General features: G+C 64.1%; 20 protein-coding genes. 1 reads left to right on the top strand and 19 read right to left on the bottom strand.

The window, feature by feature from the left end; all coding sequences use genetic code 11:
• Positions 1-43: 43 nt before the first annotated feature.
• The 11 genes from phoR to MFF62_RS15105 all read right to left on the bottom strand — a co-directional run bounded on the left by phoR (position 44) and on the right by MFF62_RS15105 (position 12,290).
• On the bottom strand, positions 44-1,366 hold the full coding sequence (gene phoR / locus MFF62_RS15055; protein ID WP_238263914.1) for a phosphate regulon sensor histidine kinase PhoR: 1,323 nt from the start codon (positions 1,364-1,366) through the stop codon (positions 44-46).
• A gap of 135 nt (positions 1,367-1,501) precedes the next feature.
• The gene (gene phoB, locus MFF62_RS15060; RefSeq protein ID WP_238263915.1) at positions 1,502-2,209 is read right to left on the bottom strand and encodes a phosphate regulon transcriptional regulator PhoB; all 708 of its coding nucleotides are present in this window, start codon (positions 2,207-2,209) and stop codon (positions 1,502-1,504) included.
• Positions 2,210-2,247: 38 nt separating this feature from the next.
• Complete coding sequence (gene phoU / locus MFF62_RS15065) at positions 2,248-2,952, bottom strand: phosphate signaling complex protein PhoU (protein WP_238263916.1); 705 nt, start codon at positions 2,950-2,952, stop codon at positions 2,248-2,250.
• A gap of 56 nt (positions 2,953-3,008) precedes the next feature.
• On the bottom strand, positions 3,009-3,797 hold the full coding sequence (pstB, locus tag MFF62_RS15070; protein ID WP_101683007.1) for a phosphate ABC transporter ATP-binding protein PstB: 789 nt from the start codon (positions 3,795-3,797) through the stop codon (positions 3,009-3,011).
• A 54-nt stretch (positions 3,798-3,851) separates the two neighbouring features.
• On the bottom strand, positions 3,852-4,754 hold the full coding sequence (gene pstA, locus MFF62_RS15075) for a phosphate ABC transporter permease PstA (RefSeq protein WP_238263917.1): 903 nt from the start codon (positions 4,752-4,754) through the stop codon (positions 3,852-3,854).
• Positions 4,751-5,716, bottom strand: coding sequence for a phosphate ABC transporter permease PstC (pstC, locus tag MFF62_RS15080; RefSeq protein WP_238263918.1), 966 nt, complete (start codon positions 5,714-5,716; stop codon positions 4,751-4,753). Before pstC ends, pstA begins: the two co-directional genes overlap by 4 nt.
• Before the next feature lie 114 nt (positions 5,717-5,830).
• Positions 5,831-6,862: a phosphate ABC transporter substrate-binding protein PstS gene (pstS, locus tag MFF62_RS15085; protein ID WP_238263919.1), complete on the bottom strand. Its 1,032-nt coding sequence runs from the start codon at positions 6,860-6,862 to the stop codon at positions 5,831-5,833.
• A 317-nt stretch (positions 6,863-7,179) separates the two neighbouring features.
• Positions 7,180-8,523 carry a phosphoglucosamine mutase gene (gene glmM, locus MFF62_RS15090; protein ID WP_238263920.1) on the bottom strand — a complete coding sequence of 448 codons (1,344 nt, stop codon included), beginning with the start codon at positions 8,521-8,523 and terminating at the stop codon, positions 7,180-7,182.
• Positions 8,524-8,527: 4 nt separating this feature from the next.
• Positions 8,528-9,397, bottom strand: a complete 870-nt coding sequence (folP, locus tag MFF62_RS15095; protein WP_238263921.1) for a dihydropteroate synthase — start codon at positions 9,395-9,397, stop codon at positions 8,528-8,530.
• 117 nt (positions 9,398-9,514) lie between these two features.
• On the bottom strand, positions 9,515-11,419 hold the full coding sequence (ftsH, locus tag MFF62_RS15100) for an ATP-dependent zinc metalloprotease FtsH (protein ID WP_238263922.1): 1,905 nt from the start codon (positions 11,417-11,419) through the stop codon (positions 9,515-9,517).
• Positions 11,420-11,618: 199 nt separating this feature from the next.
• On the bottom strand, positions 11,619-12,290 hold the full coding sequence (locus MFF62_RS15105) for an RlmE family RNA methyltransferase (RefSeq protein WP_238263923.1): 672 nt from the start codon (positions 12,288-12,290) through the stop codon (positions 11,619-11,621).
• Positions 12,291-12,415: 125 nt separating this feature from the next.
• Between MFF62_RS15105 and MFF62_RS15110 the strand changes: the two genes are divergently transcribed.
• The gene (locus tag MFF62_RS15110) at positions 12,416-12,922 is read left to right on the top strand and encodes a YhbY family RNA-binding protein (RefSeq protein ID WP_238263924.1); all 507 of its coding nucleotides are present in this window, start codon (positions 12,416-12,418) and stop codon (positions 12,920-12,922) included.
• Between the two features lie 75 nt (positions 12,923-12,997).
• On the opposite strand, the gene MFF62_RS15115 is transcribed toward MFF62_RS15110, so the two are convergent.
• The 8 genes from MFF62_RS15115 to MFF62_RS15150 all read right to left on the bottom strand — a co-directional run bounded on the left by MFF62_RS15115 (position 12,998) and on the right by MFF62_RS15150 (position 22,351).
• On the bottom strand, positions 12,998-13,501 hold the full coding sequence (locus tag MFF62_RS15115) for a DUF4149 domain-containing protein (protein WP_238263925.1): 504 nt from the start codon (positions 13,499-13,501) through the stop codon (positions 12,998-13,000).
• Between the two features lie 15 nt (positions 13,502-13,516).
• Entirely contained in the window at positions 13,517-13,993 is a 477-nt protein-coding gene (gene greA, locus MFF62_RS15120) for a transcription elongation factor GreA (RefSeq protein WP_238263926.1), read from the bottom strand.
• Between the two features lie 225 nt (positions 13,994-14,218).
• On the bottom strand, positions 14,219-17,467 hold the full coding sequence (carB, locus tag MFF62_RS15125; RefSeq protein ID WP_238263927.1) for a carbamoyl-phosphate synthase large subunit: 3,249 nt from the start codon (positions 17,465-17,467) through the stop codon (positions 14,219-14,221).
• A gap of 67 nt (positions 17,468-17,534) precedes the next feature.
• Positions 17,535-18,215 carry a leucine efflux protein LeuE gene (leuE, locus tag MFF62_RS15130; RefSeq protein ID WP_238263928.1) on the bottom strand — a complete coding sequence of 227 codons (681 nt, stop codon included), beginning with the start codon at positions 18,213-18,215 and terminating at the stop codon, positions 17,535-17,537.
• 41 nt (positions 18,216-18,256) lie between these two features.
• Complete coding sequence (gene carA, locus MFF62_RS15135) at positions 18,257-19,405, bottom strand: glutamine-hydrolyzing carbamoyl-phosphate synthase small subunit (protein ID WP_238263929.1); 1,149 nt, start codon at positions 19,403-19,405, stop codon at positions 18,257-18,259.
• 340 nt (positions 19,406-19,745) lie between these two features.
• On the bottom strand, positions 19,746-20,159 hold the full coding sequence (locus MFF62_RS15140; RefSeq protein WP_238263930.1) for a RidA family protein: 414 nt from the start codon (positions 20,157-20,159) through the stop codon (positions 19,746-19,748).
• Positions 20,160-20,219: 60 nt separating this feature from the next.
• Entirely contained in the window at positions 20,220-20,645 is a 426-nt protein-coding gene (locus MFF62_RS15145) for an acyl-CoA thioesterase (protein WP_238263931.1), read from the bottom strand.
• A complete protein-coding gene (locus MFF62_RS15150) occupies positions 20,642-22,351 on the bottom strand; it encodes an AMP-binding protein (RefSeq protein ID WP_238263932.1) in 1,710 nt (569 codons plus the stop codon). The genes MFF62_RS15145 and MFF62_RS15150 overlap by 4 nt, the downstream gene beginning before the upstream one ends.
• Positions 22,352-22,374 lie beyond the last annotated feature (23 nt).

Consider the following 22,374-nt stretch of genomic DNA (forward strand, 5'->3'; position numbering starts at 1 on the left):
GATGCGTTACGCGTTATATGGAGTTATGCCGAGTTATGCCGGGTTACGCCGCGTGGCGCGACGCATCGGCATCGTAGCCGCTGCGGTCCACCGGGAATACGATGCGGAACGTGCTGCCACGGCCCACCTCGCTGGTCACGCGCAGGTCGGCGTGATGGCGCGACAGCACGTGCTTGACGATGGCCAAGCCCAGGCCGGTGCCGCCGGTATCGCGTGAACGGCTGCGGTCCACGCGGTAGAAACGCTCGGTCAGGCGCGGAATGTGTTCAGGGGCAACCCCCAGGCCGGTATCGCTGACCGAGAACACCGAATGGCCGTCGGTGAAGGTCATGCGAATGGCGATGCGTCCGCCGTCCGGCGTGTAGCGCACCGCGTTCGACACTAGGTTGCCCAGCGCCGACAGCAACTCGCCCTCCGCCCCGCGCAGCACCACCGCGGTATCGATCTCGGTCTCGATGTCGTGCCGGCCCTGCGACAGCGCCTCGGCATCGTGCACCAGATGCGCCGCCAGACCCGCCACATCGACGTGATCGTGCGAAGGCGGCTGCGCGTCGGATTCCAGCTTGGCCAGCGCCAGCAGGTCCTCGACGATATGCTGCATGCGCATCGATTGCACCAGCATCAGGTCGACGTAGCGCTTACGGTCTTCCTCGGACACGGGCAGGTCCCGCACCGTCTCCAGGAAGCCGGTCAGCACCGTCAGCGGCGTCTTCAGCTCGTGCGAGACGTTAGCCACGAAATCGCGCCGCATCGACTCGGTGTTCTCCACCTTGGTGATGTCCTGCGTCAGCACCAGCTTGCGGCTTTCGCCGTACGGCAGGATCTGCACCGACGTGATGCTGCGCTTGTGCTCGCCCATGTCCCGCATCACCAGCGGCTCGTCATAGCGCTCGCGCGTCAGGTAGTGGATGAACTCCGGCCGGCGGATCAGATGGGTAATGCGCTGGCGCACATCGCGCCGCGCGTTCAGCCCGAAATGCTGCTCGGCCACCCCATTGCACCACTCGATCTGGTCGGCATCGTCGAGCATCAGCACCCCGTACGGCGACGCCTGGATGGCCTGGATGAAGCGCGTGTGCTGCTGCTCGACCTGCAGCACCTGGGTGCGCCAGCGCTTGACCAGCCGGTGCAGCCGGTAATAGACCTCGCCCCACAGACCAAGTGCGCTTGGGATCTCACCATACGCCGGCGCGTCGAGCACCCGCCAGAGACGGTTGATCTGGAACAGGTAGTAGCCCAGCAGCAGGAGCAGCGAGATGGAAAGGAACAGCAGGCCGGGAACGGCGCCGGCCACGGCGTACAGGCCCGAGGCGACGATCGCAAGACCAGCGAGGATGGCCGCGGAGCGGGCCCAGATGACATTCATGCGAGGTGTAGAAGAAATTCAGACTGGGGCGCCTTGTTGCGACAGAGTCTGCCACAACGCGCGCCGCAGCGCGCATCCAGCATTATCCGTCATTGGCCGGCACGGCCCCGCTGCTCCGCCGCCGGCCCGGTGCCGTCAATGGTTGGGCGATCGCGCCAGGCGATAGCCGCTGCCACGCACGGTTTCGATCATGTTGCTATATCCGCCAGGGGTCAGCGCGGCACGCAGACGCTTGATGTGCACGTCCACGGTACGCTCTTCCACGAACACGTGATCGCCCCAGACCTGGTCCAGCAACTGGGACCGGCTGTGCACGCGCTCCGGATGCGTCATCAGGAAGTGCAGCAAGCGGAACTCAGTCGGTCCCAGGTCCAGCTTGATCGGACCGCTGTCGTCCTGGCCCGTTACGCGATGCGTGGCGGGATCCAGCCGCAGGCCGTTGATGGCCACCACGTCGTCGGTCAGCTGCGGCGCACGACGGCGCAGCACGGCCTTGATGCGGGCCAGCAGTTCCTTGGGCGAGAACGGCTTGGTCACGTAGTCGTCCGCACCGGCTTCCAGACCCATGACCTTGTCCTGCTCTTCGCTGCGCGCGGTGAGCATGATGATCGGGATCTGCTTGGTGCGGTCGTTGGTACGCAGTTCCTTGGCGAAGGTGGCACCCGACTTGCCCGGGAGCATCCAGTCCAGCAGAACGAGGTCTGGCAGGACGTCGCTCATCAGCGACAACGCCTGCTCGGCGTTGTACGCGCGAATTGGATAGTGCCCCGCGTGCTGGAGATTGACGGCGATCAGCTCAGCGATCGCCGGTTCGTCCTCGACAACGAGAATACTGCTCGGCATGTAGTTTTTTCTCCGCTATATCAGTGCTGGCGCGTTGTTCAGCTTAACGCTTCGCGCTCCATGTCTTCGCGTGAGGCATGGCGTACATCCGTGCCCTTCACGATGTAGATGATGAATTCGGCAATGTTCTTCGCGTGGTCGCCGATGCGCTCGACGGCCTTGGCGATGAACAGGAAGTCCAGCGCCACCGAGATCGTGCGCGGGTCTTCCATCATGTACGTGATCAGCTTGCGCACGAAGGCACGGAATTCCTCGTCGATGGCCTTGTCGTCCTTGACGATGCGGGCTGCCGCCACCGTGTCCAGGCGCGCGAACGCGTCCAGGGCCTGGCGCAGCAGGTTGATCGCCATCTCGCCGGACAGCTTCACCTCGGCGTAGTTGATGTTGTGCGCGGCCGCATCTTCCATGATGTGCTTGGTCCGCTTGGCGATCTTCTCGGCCTCGTCACCGGCACGCTCGAGGTTGGTGATCGTCTTCGAGATCGCCATCACCAGGCGCAGGTCGCGGGCGGTGGGCTGGCGGCGCGCGATGATGTTGCCGCAGTCGGCATCGATCTCCACTTCGAGCGCGTTCAGTTGCTGCTCGCGGACCATGACCTGGTCGGCCATGTCGCCATCGAAGTCGGCCAGCGCGCGCATGGCCAGTTCGATCTGCGATTCCACCAGGCCGCCCATCTGCAGCAGCTTGGTGTTGATCGCGTTGAGGTCGGCGTCGAACTGGGTCGACAGGTGCTTGTCAGTCATGATGTTCTCCTGGCCGCTTTCCGAATGCTGGATATGTCCTGCAGTGCCACCGCGGCTTAGCCGAAGCGGCCGGTAATGTAGTCTTCGGTTTCCTTGCGGTGCGGCTTGATGAAGATCTTCTCGGTCTCGCCGAATTCGATCAGCTCGCCAAGGTACATGTAGGCCGTGTAGTCCGAGCAGCGGGCAGCCTGCTGCATGTTGTGCGTGACGATCACGACCGTGTATTCATCCTTGAGCTCGGCGATCAGCTCCTCGATGCGGCCCGTGGAAATCGGGTCCAGCGCCGAGCACGGTTCGTCCAGCAGCAGCACTTCAGGGCGGATGGCAATGCCACGCGCGATGCACAGGCGCTGTTGCTGGCCGCCCGACAGGCCGTAGCCCGACTGGTGCAGCTTGTCCTTGGCCTCGTTCCAGAGCGCGGCCTTCGACAGGGCCCACTCCACGCGGTCGTCCATTTCCGAGCGCGACAGCTTTTCGAACAGACGCACGCCGAACGCGATATTGTCATAGATCGACATCGGGAACGGGGTCGGCTTCTGGAACACCATGCCCACCTTGGCGCGCAGCAGGGAAATGTCCTGCTTGCTGGCGAGCAGGTTCTCGCCGTCCATGTTGATCTCGCCCTCGGCGCGTTGCTCCGGGTACAGCGCGAACATCTTGTTGAACGTGCGCAGCAGCGTGGACTTGCCACAGCCGGACGGGCCGATGAACGCCGTGACCTTGCGGTCCGGGATCGACATGTTGATGTTCTTCAGCGCGTGGAACTGATTGTAGTAAAAGTTCAGGTTCCGGACGTCGATCTTGGCGCGCACGGTATCGGGAATATCGATGACGGTAGAGGTCATGCTGATGTCTCGCTTGAATTCGGTAGTCAGGTCAGGCGTGATGCGTGGCGCCGCTTATTTCTTGAACAGCATGCGTGCGACGATATTCAGCGCAAGCACACCGACGGTAATCAGGAACACACCGGCCCAGGCCAGTTGCTGCCATTCCGTGAACGGGCTCATGGCGAACCGGAAAATCGTCACGGGCAGGTTGGCCATCGGCTTGTTCAGGTCAGCGCTCCAGAACTGGTTGGACAGCGCGGTGAACAGCAGCGGCGCGGTTTCGCCGGCGATACGGGCCACGGCCAGCAGCACGCCGGTCACGATGCCCGCGTACGACGACTTGACCGTGATCGACATCACCATCTTCCACTTCGGCGTGCCCAGTGCAACCGCTGCCTCACGCAGTGCGTTGGGCACCAGGTTCAGCATGTTCTCGGTGGTACGCACGACGATCGGAATCTGCAGAAGCGCCAGCGCGCACACGCCCGCCCAGCCCGAGAAATGGCCCATGCGGGTCACCACCAGCGCGTAGACGAACAGGCCGATCACGATGGACGGTGCCGACAGCAGGATGTCGTTGATGAAGCGGATGAGGCTGGCCAGCGGCGACTTCTGCCCGTACTCGGCCAGGTAGATGCCGGCCAGGATGCCCAGCGGCGTACCCAGCAGCGTGGCCATGCCCACCAGCACGAAGCTGCCGAAGATCGCGTTGGCCAGACCGCCACCGGCGGTGTTCGGCGCCGGGGTCATCTGCGTGAACAGGTCGATCGACAGGCCACCCACGCCCAGCGAGATGGTGGTCCAGAGAATCCACGCGAGCCAGAACAGGCCAAACACCATGGCGCCCAGCGAGGCAGTCAGGGCAAACGCGTTGGTGCGTCGGCGCGAGCCCTGGAGCCGGGTGCGGACGGCCTCGGAGTCGGGGCGGACGGCGGGAATGGACGAAGTTGACACGGCTTGACTGGCTTGGTTCATTTGCCACCCTCATTCTTTGCAAGGCGCAGCAGCAGGATCTTGGACAGGGCCAGCACCACGAACGTGATGAAGAACAGGATCAGGCCCAGTTCCATCAGCGCGGCGGTGTGCAGGCCGGCACCAGCTTCGGCGAACTCGTTGGCGAGCGCCGAGGTGATGCTGTTGCCCGGCGAGAACAGCGACACGTTGTCCAGCAGGTTGGTGTTGCCGATCACGAACGTGACGGCCATGGTTTCGCCCAGTGCGCGGCCCAGGCCGAGCATGACGCCGCCGATCACACCGGCACGCGTATAGGGCAGCACCACGCGCCACATCACTTCCCAGGTCGTGCAGCCGATGCCGTAGGCCGATTCCTTGAGCAGCACGGGCGTGACTTCGAACACGTCGCGCATGACCGAAGCGATGTACGGGATGATCATGATCGCCAGGATCACACCCGCGCACAGCAGGCCGATGCCCAGCGGCGCGCCCTGGAACAGCTTGCCGATCACGGGCAGTTGGCCCACGGTGTTCGACAGCGGCTTCTGGAAATACTCGCCGAAGATCGGCGCGAACACGAGCAGGCCCCACATGCCGTAGACGATGGACGGCACGGCGGCAAGCAGTTCGATGGCGGTGCCGAGCGGACGGCGCAGCCAGGCGGGCGACAGCTCGGTCAGGAACAGTGCGATGCCGAAGCTGACCGGCACGGCGATGATGAGGGCGATCAGCGAGGTGACCAGCGTGCCGTAGATCGGCACGAGCGCGCCGTACACGTCGGCGGGCGGATCCCACTCGGCGGTCCACAGGAAGGACAGGCCGAATTGCTTGATCGAGGGCCACGCGCTGATGGCGAGCGACACGATGATGCCGCCCAGCAGCATCAGCGTAATGATGGCGGCGCCGCGGGTCAGGCCGCCGAACAGGATGTCGCCAAGGCGGCTGGGGGGCCGGACGGCGGGAAGATCGGACGTAGTCGCCATGATGGAATCCGTAGGTGGAACATGTGCTGCGGTGGCGCAAGGGCCACCGCAGCCCCGTCACGCGGGCCCCCTAGGGGCGGGCGCGACAGGCCGTACTTCGGTACTGCTTTCAGCTTAGAACAGGGACTTGCCCGAACCATCCTTGACGCTTTGCTTCCACGTGGCGCGGATCTGGTTCACGACCGGTTCCGGCAGCGGCACGTAGTCGAGGTCCGTGGCCATTGCGCCACCGCTCTTGTACGCCCAGTCGAAGAACTTCAGCACTTCCTGGCCCTGTGCAGCCTTCTCTTGCGTCTTGTGCAGCAGGATGAAGGTTGCGCCAGCGATCGGCCATGCGCCCTTGCCAGCCTGGTTCGTCAGGATCTGGTAGAACGACTTGGTCCAGTCGGCGCCGGCGGCGGCGGCCTTGAAGGCGTCGTCGCTAGGCTGCACCACTTCGCCCGCCGAGTTCTTCATCGTCAGGTACGTCATCTTGTTCTGCTTGGCGTAGGCGTACTCGACGTAGCCGATAGCGCCATTCAGGCGTTGCACGAAAGCGGCCACGCCTTCGTTGCCCTTGCCGCCCGTGCCGCCACCCGGCCAGTTCACGGTCGTGCCTTCGCCAACCGAGCCCTTCCAGTCAGCCGACACCTTCGACAGGTAGTTCGTGAAGATGAACGTCGTGCCCGAGCCGTCGGCGCGGCGCACCGGCAGGATGTCCTGGCTCGGCAGATGGGCCTTCGGGTTCAGGGCCTTGATCGCGGGATCGTCCCACTTCTTGATCTTGCCCAGGTAGATGTTGGCCAGCACGTCGCCCGTGATGGTCAGCTCGCCCGGCTTCACGCCTTGCAGGTTGATCACCGGCACCACGCCGCCGATCACCGTCGGGAACTGGATCAGGTTGCCCTTGGCCAGTTCGTCGTCCTTCAGGGGAGCATCCGAAGCGCCGAAATCGACCGTCTTGGCGTTGATCTGCTTGATGCCGCCCGACGAACCGATGGATTGATAGTTGACCTTGTTACCCGTTGCTTTTTGGTAGGCGTCCGCCCATTTGGAATACACGGGCGCCGGGAAAGAAGCGCCTGCACCGGTAATTTCCGCCGCGAACGCAGTGCCCGCTACCACCATCGACACGATGCCTGCTACGGCAGTCTTGACCAGCTTCATATGTCCTCCAGAGAACATTGGTTGGGAATGACAAATTTTTGACAAGGCGAACTTTATGCCGCTTGTATGACAGTTCCATGACATCGCGAAATCTTCTTCAAACAACCAGCCAAATGGCCGATATTCCCCCTCGCGTCACAAAATCGTCTTATCGCCGTGCTTTAATCGCCACTCCTGTGCCAGCCATGCTTTCGTCACGCGGACGCGTCGTGCATGTCAGTTAATTGCAATTTATGAATGAAAAAACGCCGTGGCGGTTGACCACGGCGTTTCGGGCGGGTACCCAAGAGCGCCTGACGGCGCCCTCAAGCCATCGATCAGGCGCGCAGCGCGTTGGCCAGCGTCTGGGCCGAGCGTTCGGCGGTTTCCACCTGCTCGGCTTCCACCATCACGCGCACCACCGGCTCGGTGCCCGAGGCACGGATCAGCACGCGGCCGCGGCCTTCGAGTTCCGGCTCCACCTTCTCCAGCGCAGCCTTCAGACCGGCATGGCCCTGCCAGTCGAAGCCCTTTTCCACGCGCACGTTGATCAGCGTCTGCGGGAACAGACTCACGCCTTCCAGCAGTTGCGCCAGCGTCTTGCCGCTGCGGCGCAGCGCCGCCAGCACCTGCAGCGCCGACACGATGCCGTCGCCGGTGGTATGGCGGTCCAGGCAAAGCAAGTGGCCGGAGCCCTCGCCGCCCAGCTGCCAGCCACGCTTGTTCAGCTCTTCCAGCACGTAGCGGTCGCCCACCTTGGCCCGCACGAATTCCACGCCCAGGCGCTGCAGGGCCAGTTCCACGGCCATGTTCGTCATCAGCGTGCCGACGGCACCCTCCACCTGCTGGCCCGACGCCTGGCGGTCGCGCACGATCAGGTACAGCAGTTCGTCACCGTTGTAGAGCCGGCCTTGCGCGTCAACCACCTGCAGGCGGTCGGCGTCGCCGTCGAACGCCAGACCCAGGTCAGCGCGATGCGCACGCACGGCTTCCACCAGCTTTTCCGGCGCGGTGGCACCGTAGCCGGCGTTGATATTGCGGCCATCGGGCTGGTTGCCAATCGGAATCACTTCCGCGCCGAGTTCATGGAACACGTGCGGCGCGATGTGGTAAGCCGCGCCGTGCGCGCAGTCCACCACCACGCGCAGCCCGTGCAGGTCCTGCTCATACGGGAACGTACTCTTGCAGAACTCGATGTAGCGGCCCGCGGCATCGTCGATGCGCTTGGCGCGGCCCAGGTCTTCCGAGCGCACGCAGGTCATCGGCTCGTCCAGCAGCGACTCGATCTTTGCCTCGACTTCGTCGGGCAGCTTGTCGCCCGAGGCCGAGAAGAACTTGATGCCGTTGTCGTAGTACGGGTTATGGCTGGCGGAAATCACCACACCGGCCGCCAGGCGCAGTGCGCGTGTCAGGTAGGCGATGGCCGGGGTCGGCAGCGGACCGGTCAGCTGCACGTTCACGCCCGCCGCCGTGAAGCCAGCTTCGAGCGCGGCTTCCAGCATATAGCCGGAAACCCGCGTGTCCTTGCCGATCAGCACGGTCGGCCGTCCCTGCGACGTCTTCTGCCCCAGCGCCAGCACCTTGCCTGCGGCATAGCCCAGCCGCATCACGAAATCGGGCGTGATCGGCGTTTCGCCAACCCTGCCCCGTACACCATCCGTCCCGAAATACTTGCGTGTCATCTGATCATTCTCCTTGCTGCCCCTGCGGGGCAACTGACTCATGGCGGATCGCCCACCAGACCTTGAGGGCGTCCACGGTTTGTTCTACGTCGTGCACCCGCACGATGAATGCGCCCTTTTCGGCGGCGCAAACCGCTGCAGCGATACTGGCCGCCACGCGGGCCTGCGGCGGTTTGCCGCCAACAATGGCCCCGAGCGTGGATTTGCGCGACAGTCCCGCCAGGATGGGCAGGCCATCCACGGCCAGGCGCGGCATCTGGCCAAGCAAGCGCAGATTATGATCCGGCGTCTTGCCAAATCCAAACCCCGGATCGAGCGAGATGCGCGTATCGACCACGCCCGCCGCACGCAGGGTTGACACCCTTTCGCGCAGGAACGTCTCGACCTCCGCCACCACGTCGGCGTACTGCGGGTCTTCCTGCATGGTCTGGGGGTCGCGCTGCATGTGCATGACGCACAGGCCGGCTTGCCCCTCCACCACCGCCTCGACGGCGCCGGGCATGCGAAAACCCCAGATATCGTTGATCAAATCGGCTCCGCCCGCCAGCGCTGCGCGCATCACCTCAGGCTTGTAGGTGTCGATTGACAACGGTTTGCCGCAATCGCGCAGCGCCTCGACGATGGGCAGCACCCGGTCCAGTTCCTGGTCCAGCGGCAGCGCCGCCGATCCCGGCCGGCTCGATTCCCCGCCGATGTCGATGATGTCGACGCCCTCGGCGATCATCTGCTCGGCATGGCGCAGGGCCGCATCGCGCGAGGCGTGCTGACCGCCGTCCGAGAACGAATCGGGTGTCACGTTGAGGATGCCCATGACCAGTGGGCGACGTTGGCGGGCGAAACGATAGCGCCCGCACTGGAAGTACTCGATCGGCAAGATGTGCATCCTGAAAAACAAAAAGCCGGTGCACTGGGCACCGGCTTTGGAGGCTATCAGAACCGGCCGCGTTTGAAACCGTTTAGAACGGTCTGTTACGCGGCCGTCTGGCCTGAATTACACCGTGTCGTCGACGCGCGCCGTGGCGGGTGCGTTGGTCGGGGCTACCGGCGAACCGCCCTGGGGAGGCGTGTTACCGCCACCGTTCGGGCCCTGCAGGCCACGCGGCGGGCGCGGCGGCTTGCCGGCCATGATGTCGTTGACCTGATCGGCGTCGATCGTTTCCCACTCCATCAGCGCATTGGTCATGGCTTCGACCTTGTCCCGATTCTCTTCGAGCAGGCGCTTGGCCAGCGCATATTGCTCGTCGATGATCTGGCGGATTTCGCCGTCAACCTTCTGCTGCGTGGCTTCGGACACGGTCTTCGACGACAGCTTGCCGAACATGCCGTCCTGCTCGGTATCCACGTAGACCATGGCACCCAGCGAATCGCTCATGCCGAAACGGGTCACCATGTCGCGGGCGATCTTGGTGGCACGTTCGAAGTCGTTCGAGGCACCGGTACTCATGGCATTGAGGAAGACCTCTTCCGCGGCACGGCCGCCGAACAGGATCGCGATTTCCTCAAGCATGTTGTCCTTGTACTTCGAGTACTTGTCATGCTCCGGCAACTGCCAGGTCACGCCCAGTGCCCAGCCACGCGGCATGATCGTAACCTTGTGGACCGGGTCGGCCTTCGGCAGCAGCTTGGCCACCACCGCGTGACCGGACTCGTGGTAAGCCGTGGCCTTGCGCTCTTCTTCGCGCATGACCGTCGACTTGCGCTCCGGACCCATGTAGATCTTGTCCTTGGCGTCCTCGAAGTCCTGCATGTCCACCACACGCTTGTTGCGGCGGGCGGCAAACAGCGCGGCCTCGTTGACCAGGTTGGCCAGGTCGGCACCCGAGAAGCCCGGCGTACCACGTGCGATCACCGATGCATCCACGTCGTTGCCGATCGGCACCTTGCGCATATGCACCTTCAGGATCTGCTCGCGGCCACGGATGTCCGGCAGGCCCACGTAGACCTGGCGGTCGAAACGACCCGGACGCAGCAGCGCCTTGTCGAGTACGTCGGACCGGTTGGTCGCGGCAATCACGATCACGCCCGAGTTGGCCTCGAAACCGTCCATCTCGACCAGCATCTGGTTCAGGGTCTGCTCGCGCTCGTCGTTACCGCCGCCCATGCCGGCGCCACGATGGCGGCCAACCGCGTCGATTTCGTCGATGAACACGATGCAGGGAGCCTGCTTCTTGGCGTTCTCGAACATGTCGCGGACACGGGCAGCACCCACGCCGACAAACATTTCAACGAAGTCCGAGCCCGAGATGCTGAAGAACGGCACCTTGGCTTCGCCGGCGATGGCACGCGCCAGCAGCGTCTTACCGGTACCCGGAGGGCCAACCAGCAGCACGCCGCGCGGAATACGGCCGCCCAGCTTCTGAAATTTCTGAGGATCCTTGAGGAAGTCGACCAGTTCGACCACTTCTTCCTTGGCCTCGTCGCAACCCGCCACATCGGTGAAGGTCACGGCGTTCTGGTTTTCATCGATAAGACGTGCACGGGACTTGCCGAAGGAGAAGGCACCGCCTTTCCCACCGCCCTGCATCTGCCGCATCATGTAGAACCAGAAGACGATGATCAGCAGCGTCGGTCCCAGGTAATACAGCGCCTGGACCAGGACGTTAGGTTCGTCGTCGGCCTTGCCGGTCACCTGGACGCCGTACTTCATCAGGTCGCCGACCATCCAGATGTCGCCCGGCGAGATGATGGTGTACTTCGACCCTTCCTTGGGCGACACCACAAGATTGCGGCCCTGCACGTCGACGCGCGACACCTTGCCGTTCTTGGCGTCATCCATGAACTGCGAATAGGTGACCCCGTCCTGGGCACGCGGTTTGTCGAACTGCTTGAAGACGGTGAACAATACCAGCGCGATCACGAGCCAGATTGCCGCCTTTTGAAACAGGTTGTTATTCAAGGCCGAACTCCTTTGCAATTGCCTTGCCAACGGATAGCTGCATTGCATTGTAATGCAGCGTCCGTTCCCACAGGGAAATCTGATTCTATGAGCCTGATAGTGCCCGAGCCGCCCATTCCGGGCAAGCCGGGCAGTGCCCGGCACAAACCCGGATATTGCCGCCTGCCGTGGGGGTTGCCGTGCACCTTCATGCTTCCCTTCAGTCCACCGATTTCAGGTAACGCCCAAGAATAAAGGTTTCTGAAGACTTGTCGCGCGACGCCTTGGGCTTGCGTTTGGCGACAACCTTGAAGTGGCGTTTGAATTTTTCCACGATCTGGCTGTACCCGGAACCGTGGAAGCACTTGACCAGCAACGACCCTTCAGGCTTCAAATGGGCCTGGGCAAATTCCAGCGCCAGATCGCACAAATACTCGATCCGCGCCGAATCGGCCGACGCCACACCCGACAAATTGGGGGCCATGTCCGAGATAACAAGGTCGATCCTGGAGCCACCCGAGGCCTCCAGCACCACCCTTTCCAGCTCCCGGAACACCTCTTCCTCCCGAAAATCGCCCTGGATGAAGGTGACATCCGCCACCGGCTCCATGGGCAGCAGGTCAATGGCCACCACCGCGCCGTCGATCTTGCCGTCCACGGCACGCGGCGAGGCCGCCAGCTTGTTGCGGGCGTACTGGCTCCAGCTTCCCGGCGCGGCGCCCAGGTCGACAATGACCTGGCCAGGCTGGATCAGCTTGTCCTGGTCGTCGATTTCCTTGAGTTTGTAGGCCGCACGTGCGCGATAACCCTCGCGCTGGGCCATCTTCACGTAGGGATCGTTGATGTGGTCGTGCAGCCACGACTGGTTGAACTTGTTCTTGCCCTTGGCCATTCCTGAGACTTGCCTGATTGCGGGAGCGCTTTTTTCTCCCGATTTGATGATGTTTACCGACTTGCGGCGACATTCTGGCGTATTTTTGGCGGATAATACGCACCAATCCGAAATTTGCTGCCCTGATGCCCGCTCTACAACTGATCCCCGCACAACGTTCCGAACTGCGCTCGCGCGCCCATGGCCTGAATCCCGTGGTCATGATCGGCGCCGAAGGCCTGACCCGCTCGGTCCTGGCCGAAATCGACCGCAGCCTCGCGGCACACGATCTGATCAAGATCCGGGTGTTCGGGGACGAGCGCGAAACGCGCATCGCCATTTACGAATCCATTTGTGACGAACTCAATGCCGCGCCGATCCAGCATATCGGCAAGCTGCTCGTCATCTGGCGTCCGGGTGAAGCCCGCCTGAAGGAAAACCTGCCCGAGGACCTGGGCGCTGCCGCGCGCCGTCGTCTGGGCACTGGCGCCGCCCCGCGTACCGTCATGGTCCGCAAGGTCACCGGTGCCGGCAAGCCCCGCGCGCCGCGCACGGCCGTCAAGGTGCTGGGCAACGAACGCCTCACGCAGGCCGGCAACGTCAAGCGCGCTCGCGTACGTCCGACCAGCCAGAAGAAGAAATCGCTGGGCTGACCGGGAAGATCAGATCGGTCTGATGCCGGTCGGTTCCCCGAAACCCGAAAGAAAGGCGGCCATGGCCGCCTTTTTTCATTCCCCGGCCGCGCGAGGGGCGCTGGCGCGCCACACCAGCACCAGGGCCAGCAGGCTTTGCACCAGGTAGAACACGCTCGACACGCCGTGCAGCATGCCGAACTGGCTACGGTATGGCGACTCGGACACGCCCAGGTTCAGCGCCTGCGCCTTGACCTTGAGCCCTTCCATGAAGGGTTGCACGCCAAAATATCCGGCCAGCACGCACACCAGCATGGCCAGCACGATCCAGCGCAGCGCCCGGTAGCGGGCGGCACCCCTGCGGATCAGCACATTGCACAGCACCAGTTGCAGCACCCCGACGGTTACGCCAAGGATGGCCTGGTAGCGGAACAGATGCCCCGCGATCATGCCCGCCGTCTCGCGGCTGGGCAGCACCGAGAACAGCGTCGGCGCCACCATGTAGCCGACCGTCCACAGGCTGCCGGCCCAGACTACGGTCAGCAGCAGGAAGACGCGGTGCGGCAGCGGCGGCAGATTCGAGTAGGAAGACGAGAACACGCCTGTCTCGCCGCGTCAGATGTATCGGACGGTGATGACTTCGTATTCGCGTTCGCCGCCCGGGGCCAGCACGGTGGCGACATCGCCCTCGAACTTGCCGATCAGGGCACGCGCGATCGGCGAGCTGACGGAAATCTTGCCGGTATCCAGGTCGGCCTCGTCGTCGCCAACGATCTGGTAGCTCACGGGCTTGCCGGACTCTAGGTCTTCCAGGTCCACGGTGGCGCCAAAAACGATGCGTCCGTCAGTGTCCAGCTGGGTCGGATCGATAACCTGGGCGGCCGACAGCTTGGATTCCACTTCCAGGATTCGGCCTTCGATGAAGGCCTGCTTTTCCTTGGCGGCATCATATTCGGCGTTTTCCGACAGGTCGCCCTGGGCACGCGCCTCGGAGATGGCGTTGATCACGGCAGGACGCTCGACGGCCTTCAGGCGCTGCAGCTCTTCCTTCAGCAGTTCGGCGCCACGCTTTGTAATCGGAATGGTGCTCATATCTTGTTCAACAAAAAAATGAGCCGCAGCGGAGCTGGAACCATGTCCCGGCAATCCTGCCAGGACACTTCCGCTCGACCGCGGCTTTCAGTTGGGATCGTCCGGCAAGGCGCCAGAACAATCGGTGAATTCGACGTAGTGTAGGCCAGAACCGCCGCCGGTTTCAACCCGGTGGGCGGGCTGCGCCCCGGAAGCATCTTCCGCGGCGCAGCATCGGCCGGTCGATCAGGCCAGTTGCTTGTGCAGGCCCTGCAGGTCGTAGACCTCCAGGCTTTGCATGTGCTTCAGGCCCTCCACCGCGGCATTGGCGCCGGCGATGGTGGTGTAGTACGGCACACGGCCGGCCAGCGCGGCGATACGGATCGAGCGCGAATCGGCAATCGCCGTACGCGTCTCATCCACGGTCGTGAAGACCAGGGCCAGTTCGCCGTTCTTGATCATGTCCACGATGTGCGGACGGCCGTCCTTGACCTTGTTGACCACGCGCACCGGGATACCGGCTGCCTCGATGGCCGACGCCGTGCCGCGCGTGGCGACGATCGGGTAGCCCAGGTCGTGCAGCATGCGGGCCACTGTCACGGCGCGCGGCTTGTCGCTATCCTTGACCGTGATCAGCACGGTGCCCTTTTCGGGCAGACGCGAACCGGCAGCCAGCTGGCTCTTGAACAGCGCTTCGCCGAACACCTTGCCCACGCCCATCACTTCACCGGTGGAGCGCATTTCAGGTCCGAGGACCGGATCCACGCCCGGGAACTTGTTGAACGGGAACACGGCTTCCTTGACGCTGAAGTACGGCGGCACGACTTCCGCGCCGATACCCTGCGAATCCAGCGACTGGCCGGCCATGCAGCGCGCGGCGATCTTGGCCAGCGACAGGCCGGTAGCCTTCGACACGTACGGCACGGTACGCGACGCACGCGGGTTCACTTCCAGCACGTAGACGACGTCTTCGCCGCCCTTCTGCTGGATCGCGAACTGCACGTTCATCAGGCCGATCACGTTCAGCGCCTTGGCCATCGCGGCGGTTTGGCGCTTCAGTTCGTCAACGGTGGCTTGCGACAGCGAGTACGGCGGCAGCGAGCAGGCCGAATCGCCCGAGTGCACGCCAGCCTGCTCGATGTGCTCCATCACGCCGCCGATGAACACGCGCTGGCCATCGCACAGCGCATCCACGTCGCACTCGATCGCGTCGTTCAGGAAGCGGTCCAGCAGCACCGGCGAATCGTTCGACACCTTCACGGCCTCGCGCATGTAGCGCTCCAGGTCGCGCGGCTCGTGCACGATTTCCATCGCGCGGCCACCCAGCACGTACGACGGACGCACTACCAGCGGATAGCCGATTTCCTCGGCCAGGCGCAGTGCTTCGTCTTCGGCACGGGCCGTGCGGTTCGGCGGCTGGCGCAGACCCAGTTCCTGCAGCAGCTTCTGGAAGCGCTCGCGGTCTTCCGCGGCGTCGATCATGTCGGGGCTGGTGCCGATGATGGGCACGCCGTTGGCTTCCAGGTCCAGCGCCAGCTTCAGCGGGGTCTGGCCGCCGTACTGGACGATCACGCCAACCGGCTTTTCCTTGTCGACGATTTCCAGCACGTCTTCCAGCGTCAGCGGCTCGAAGTACAGGCGGTCCGACGTGTCATAGTCGGTCGACACGGTTTCCGGGTTGCAGTTGACCATGATGGTCTCGTACCCGTCTTCGCGCAGTGCCAGCGCGGCGTGCACGCAGCAGTAGTCGAACTCGATGCCCTGGCCAATCCGGTTCGGGCCACCGCCCAGCACCATGATCTTCTTGTTGCCGGTCGGTTCGGCTTCGCACTCGCCGTGTTCGGCTTCATACGTGCCGTACATGTATGCGGTGTTCGTGGCGAACTCGGCGGCGCAGGTGTCCACGCGCTTGTAGACCGGGCGCACGTTCTGCGCCTTGCGCGCTTCGCGCACGGCCTTGGCGTCGGTCTTCAGCAGGCGCGCCAGGCGGCGGTCCGAGAAGCCCTTCTGCTTCAGGAAGCGCAGTTCGGCGGCCGACAGGCTTTCCAGCGTGCGGTTGCGCGCCAGGCCTTCGGTCTTGACGATGTCTTCGATCTGGGCCAGGAACCACGGATCGATGGCGGTTTCGGCATGCACTTCTTCCAGCGACATGCCCAGGCGGAATGCATCGCCCACGTACCAGATGCGGTCCGGGCCGGCTTCGCCGATTTCCTCGATCACTTCGTCGCGGTCGGTCGACTTCTCGTCCAGGCCGTCCACGCCCACTTCCAGGCCGCGCAGCGCCTTCTGGAACGATTCCTGGAACGTACGGCCCATGGCCATCACCTCGCCCACCGACTTCATCTGGGTGGTCAGGTGGCTGTCGGCCTGCGGGAACTTCTCGAACGCGAAACGCGGCACCTTGGTGACCACGTAGTCGATCGACGGCTCGAACGACGCCGGGGTCTGGCCGCCGGTGATTTCGTTCTTGAGCTCGTCCAGCGTGTAGCCCACGGCCAGCTTGGCCGCGACCTTGGCGATCGGGAAACCCGTGGCCTTCGAGGCCAGCGCCGACGAACGCGACACACGCGGGTTCATTTCGATCACGATCATCCGGCCATCGACAGGATTGATCGAGAACTGCACGTTCGAGCCGCCGGTGTCCACGCCGATCTCGCGCAGCACCGCCAGCGAGGCGTTACGCAGGATCTGGTATTCCTTGTCGGTCAGCGTTTGGGCCGGGGCCACCGTGATCGAGTCGCCGGTGTGGATACCCATCGGGTCCAGGTTTTCGATCGAGCAGATGATGATGCAGTTGTCCGCGCGGTCGCGAACCACTTCCATCTCGTATTCCTTCCAGCCGAGCAGCGATTCTTCGATCAGCAGCTCGCGCGTGGGCGACAGGTCCAGGCCGCGCTTGCAGATCTCTTCGAACTCTTCGCGGTTGTACGCGATGCCGCCGCCGGTGCCGCCGAGCGTGAACGACGGGCGGATCACGATCGGGTAGCCGGCGGAGCCGGTTTCCTGGGCGATGCGCGATTGCACGGCCACGGCTTCGTCCATCGAGTGGGCGATGCCGGACTTGGCCGAACCGAGACCGATCTTGGTCATCGCGTCCTTGAACTTCTGGCGGTCCTCGGCCTTGTCGATCGCCTCGGGCGACGCGCCAATCAGTTCCACCTTGTACTTGTCCAGCACGCCATGGCGATGCAGGTCCAGCGCGCAGTTCAGCGCGGTCTGGCCGCCCATGGTCGGCAGGATGGCATCGGGGCGCTCCTTCTCGATGATGCGCTCGACCACTTCCCAGGTGATGGGCTCGATGTAGGTCACGTCGGCCGTGTTCGGGTCCGTCATGATGGTCGCCGGGTTCGAGTTGACCAGGATGACCTTGAAGCCTTCCTCGCGCAGCGCCTTGCAGGCCTGTGCGCCGGAGTAGTCGAATTCACACGCCTGGCCGATGATGATCGGGCCGGCGCCGATGATAAGGATGCTCTTGATGTCTGTGCGCTTTGGCATTGCACGCTCTCTTTATTGGCCGGCCGCGCAGGTTCCGCGCGGCCGTACCGGAATCAGGTTTTGACCGTCAGCCCAGGGTGGCCGTGGCCAGCTTGGCGCCGAAGCCGATGAACATGGCCCCGACCCCGCTCGACATGCCTGCGGACAGGCGACGGCGGCGGCGGAACGCATCGGCCAGCTTCGCGCCCACGAAAATGATCGTGGTCAGGTACGCGAAGCTGCAGATCTGGCAGACCAGGCCCAGCGCCACGAACGACAGCGCCGGATACGCGAACTGCGGGTCGACGAACTGGATGAAGAACGAGATGAAGAACAGGATGGCCTTCGGGTTCAGCAGGCTGATGACCAGTGCCTTGGTGAACGGGTTCGCGGACCGGTCCACCGCCACTGGCGCATCCGCCTGGCTGGCCGCAGCCACGGCGGGCTTCGACCAGTTGCGCACGGCACCGCGCAGCATCTGAAAGCCGATCCACGCCAGGTAGGCAGCACCCACGTACTTGACCACGTGGAACAGCGCCGGGCTGGCCTTGAGCAGCGAAGCCACGCCCGCGGCCGACAGCACCATCAGGATCGCATCGCCCACGAACACGCCGCAGGCGCCCTTGTACCCGGCACGCACGCCGCGCTGGGCCGCCACCGACAGCACATACATCGAGTTCGGCCCCGGCAGCAGCACGATGAAGATCGTGCCGAGCACATAGGTCCAGAAATCGGTGATACCGAAGCTGGCATGCATGAATTCGGTCATGGACGGATCCCGTTCAATGTTTCTCGTTCTCGCCGGCCGCTTCAGGCAGCCTGCTTGGCGCGGGCGTCCTGCATCAGCTTCGTGAAGCGGTCGAACAGGTACGCGATGTCATGCGGACCCGGCGATGCCTCGGGGTGACCCTGGAAGCAGAAGGCAGGTTTGTCGGTCAGCGCGAAGCCTTGCAGCGTGCCGTCGAACAGCGACGTATGCGTCACACGCGCGTTGGCCGGCAGCGTCGAGGCGTCCACGGCGAAACCGTGGTTCTGCGACGTGATCACCACGCGGCCATCGTCATGATCCTTGACCGGATGGTTGGCGCCATGGTGGCCCGTGCTCATCTTGAGCGTCTTCGCGCCAACAGCCAGCGCCATGATCTGGTGACCTAGGCAGATGCCGAACGTGGGGATGCCGCGGGCGATGAACTCGCGCGTGGCCGCAATCGCGTAGTCGCAAGGCTCGGGGTCGCCGGGGCCGTTCGACAGGAAGATGCCGTCCGGATTCAGCGCCAGGGCGTCGGCCGCGCTGGCTTGCGCCGGCAGCACGGTCACCTTGCAGCCGCGCTCGGCCAGCATGCGCAGGATGTTGAACTTGACGCCGTAGTCAAAAGCCACCACGTGGAACTGGGGCTTGTCCTGACGGCCGTAGCCCTCGCCGAGCTTCCACTCGGTCTGGGTCCACTCGTACGGTTCCTTGACGGACACGACCTTGGCCAGGTCCATGCCGGCCAGGCCCGGGAACGAGCGTGCCAGGTCGATGGCCTTCTGGACGTTGTCCTCGCCGGCGAGAATGCAGCCGTTCTGGGCGCCCTTCTCGCGGAGGATACGGGTCAGCTTGCGGGTATCGATGCCCGCGATCGCCACGACCTTTTCCTGCTTCAGGTAGTGGGCTAGCGTGTGTTCCTTGCGGAAATTCGATGCCAGAAGCGGCAGATCCTTGATGATCAGGCCGGCGGCATGGACTTTCGTGGCTTCTACATCCTCAGGATTGACGCCGTAATTGCCGATATGCGGATACGTCAGCGTGACGATCTGCCGGGAATAGCTGGGGTCGGTGAGGATTTCCTGATAACCGGTGATAGCGGTGTTGAACACCACTTCGCCGATCGTATGGCCGGAAGCGCCGATGGAATAGCCACGAAAGACCGTGCCGTCTGCAAGCGCGAGGATGGCGGACGGAAAAGACGGTAACACGGGTAGGCTCCTGCTGGACTCACCCCGTGACCGACCTGCTCAACGCCTCGTGCCCGTGCGCGGCCCATTGAAGGACCGGCTCAACGCGTGGCTGTTTCATCACTTTTGTGCAGTGCATGAAAAACCCGCGCAAACAGGGCGGCGGAAGGTGGAATACGGTAGGCGCTAGGGTGAAGGGTTCTGAAAGCGAAACTTTCGAATTATATCCCGCCGCACCCAATTTCTCAAGTATTCAAGAACTTACGATGGACAGGAGGCCGGGAGACTTATTTGTCATGCCGCCCGGCGCCCGGCCCTCTGCCTTCCATCACCTTCCGTCCATTTACATTCGCACAACAATTCAGGTGGCGGCCGGCACCACCGCCGTGACCTCGATCTCCACCTTGGCGCGCGGCTCCACGAGGTCGGCCACCTCCACGGCGGTCATGGCCGGGAAATGCCGGCCAACGATGTCGCGATAGTGCTGGCCGATGGCCTTGTAGGCGCCCACGTATTCGGCCTTGTCCTTCACATACCAGGTCATGCGCGCGATGTGCTCCGGACCCGCCCCGCCCTGCGCCAGCACGGCCACGATATTGCGCAGCGTCTGCGCCACCTGCAGCGCGAAGTCGTCGGTCTCGAATTCGCATTGGCCGTTCCAGCCGATCTGGCCACCCACGAAGATCAGGCGGCTGCCCACCTGCATCTCGGCCATGATGCCGTTGGCGTAGCCCTTGGGCGGCGCCCAGTCGGGCGGTTGCAGTGTCTTCAGCATGATGTCGGTTCCTTAGTCTGTTCTGCGTGTTCTGTCTGTTCTGTCTTGTCGGTGTGCGGTTCAGGCGGCCGGTGCCAGGTAGCGCCCCATCGCGGTGCGCACGGCGTCCGGCAGCGGCTGCGAGGTCATCGAGCGCGTATCCACGCACACCAGCCGCTGGGTGATCGCCATGCGGATGTCGCCGTCCGGGCCCGCAAAGCGGATCGCCACGGCAAAGCTGCTGCGGCCCACATGCGTGACGCGCAGTTCGCGCGTCAGTTGCTCGCCCAGCCGGCTCGGCGCCTCGAAGAGGCATTGCAGCTCGGCCGTGGGAATGCCCGCGTGCCCCGTGCCGTGCATCGCGTCGAACGGCCAGTCGAGTCCCTCAGCAAACCAGTCCTCGATGAAGTCGTTCAGCATTTCGAAGTAGCGCGGATAAAAGACGATGCCGGCGGCGTCGCAATGCTTGAAACGGATGCGCACGTGATTGCGGAATACCTCGCTCATCGCCGCACGGCCTCCGCCTCGCCCGGAGCTTCGGCGCCAACCTCGTTGGCCATCTGGCGCAGCCGGAAGCGCTGCAGCTTGCCCGTCTCGGTACGCGGCAGCACGGTCACGAACTCGATGCGGCGCGGGTACTTGTACGGCGCGATTTCGCGCTTGCAGTAGTCCTGCAGCGCGGTGCGCGTGGCCTCGTCGGCCACCACGCCGGGGCGCAGCACCACGTAGGCCGTGACCACCTGGCCGCGCTCGACGTCGGCAGCGCCCACCACACCGCACTCGGCCACGGACGGGTGCTTCATCAGCGTGCCCTCCACCTCGGGGCCGGCGATGTTGTAGCCGGCCGAGATGATCATGTCGTCGGAGCGCGCCTGGTAGAAGTAATAGCCGTCCTCATCGGCCATGAACGTGTCTCCGGGCAGGTTCCAGCCGTCCCGCACGTACGACGCCTGGCGCGGGTCGTCGAGGTAGCGGCAGCCAGTGGGGCCGCGCACCGCGAGCTTGCCCACCGTGCCCGGCGGCACCGGCTGCATGTTGTCGTCGACGATGCGTGCCTCGTAGCCCGGCACCACGCGGCCCACGGCACCCGGGCGTACCTCGGCGCCGGCGCTGGACACGAAGATGTGCATCATCTCGGTGCCGCCCAGCCCGTCGGTCATCTCGATGCCGGTGGCGGCCTTCCATGCCTGCCGCGTGGCATCCGGCAGCGCCTCGCCAGCGGACACGCTCTTCTTCAGGCTGCCGATATCGAAATTGCCGGCCAGCGTGGCCATCTGCCGGTAGAACGTCGGCGCCGTGAACACCACGGTGGCGCGGTGATCCTGGATCAGCTTGAGTAGCGTTTCCGGCGTGAGCTTTTCGGCCAGCGCCGTGCTGGCGCCGATGCGCAGCGGAAAGCAGAGCATGCCGCCCAGCCCGAACGTGAACGCGATCGGCGGCGTGCCGCAAAAAACGTCGTCCGGCGTGGGCTTCAACACGTGGCGCGGGAACAGGTCGCACATCGCCAGCACATCGCGGTGAAAATGCACAGTGCCCTTGGGCTGGCCCGTGGTGCCGCTGGTGAACGCGATCAGGCAGATATCGTCGGCGGCGGTGTCGCAGGCCGTGAAGGTATCGGGCTTGCCTACCATCGCCGTCTCCAGCGCATCGGCGCCGGTGCCGTTGAAGTACCGCACCGTGGACAGCGTCGGGCAGTGGTGCTCGCTGCCGGCGTTCATGTTCGCCTCAAGCTCCTGGCGCAGCCGCGTATCGCACAGCGCCGCCGTGACCTGCGCCTTGTCGATGATCTGGCGCAGCTCCTTGGCGCGCAGCAGCGGCATCGTTGGCACGGCGATCAGCCCCGCCTTGACCGTCGCCAGCCAGCTTGCCGCCATCATCAGGTTGTTCGGCCCGCGCAGCAGCACACGGTTGCCCGGCACCAGCTTCATGTCCTCCACCAGCACATGGGCGATACGATTGACCAGCGCGGCCAGCGCCGCGTAGGTCACCGTGGCAATGCGGCCATCGCGTTCGTGCCGCACGGCTACGCGCTCGCCCTTGCCTTCGCGCACGTGCCGGTCCACCAGTTCGACGGCCGCATTCAGCCGCGCGGGGTAGCGCGTGTCGTCGTTGAACTGGAATCGCGGCCACGCCTCGGGCGGCGGCAGCCTGTCCTGCGCGAAGGTGTCGACGTGCGCGGTGGCGACACTAGGGGCGACATTCGGGGCGACCATGTTTGTCTCCTGTTTGGAATCGG

The sequence above is a fragment of the Cupriavidus pauculus genome (genome assembly GCF_022179805.1).
Classification (GTDB): Bacteria; Pseudomonadota; Gammaproteobacteria; order Burkholderiales; family Burkholderiaceae; genus Cupriavidus; species Cupriavidus pauculus_E.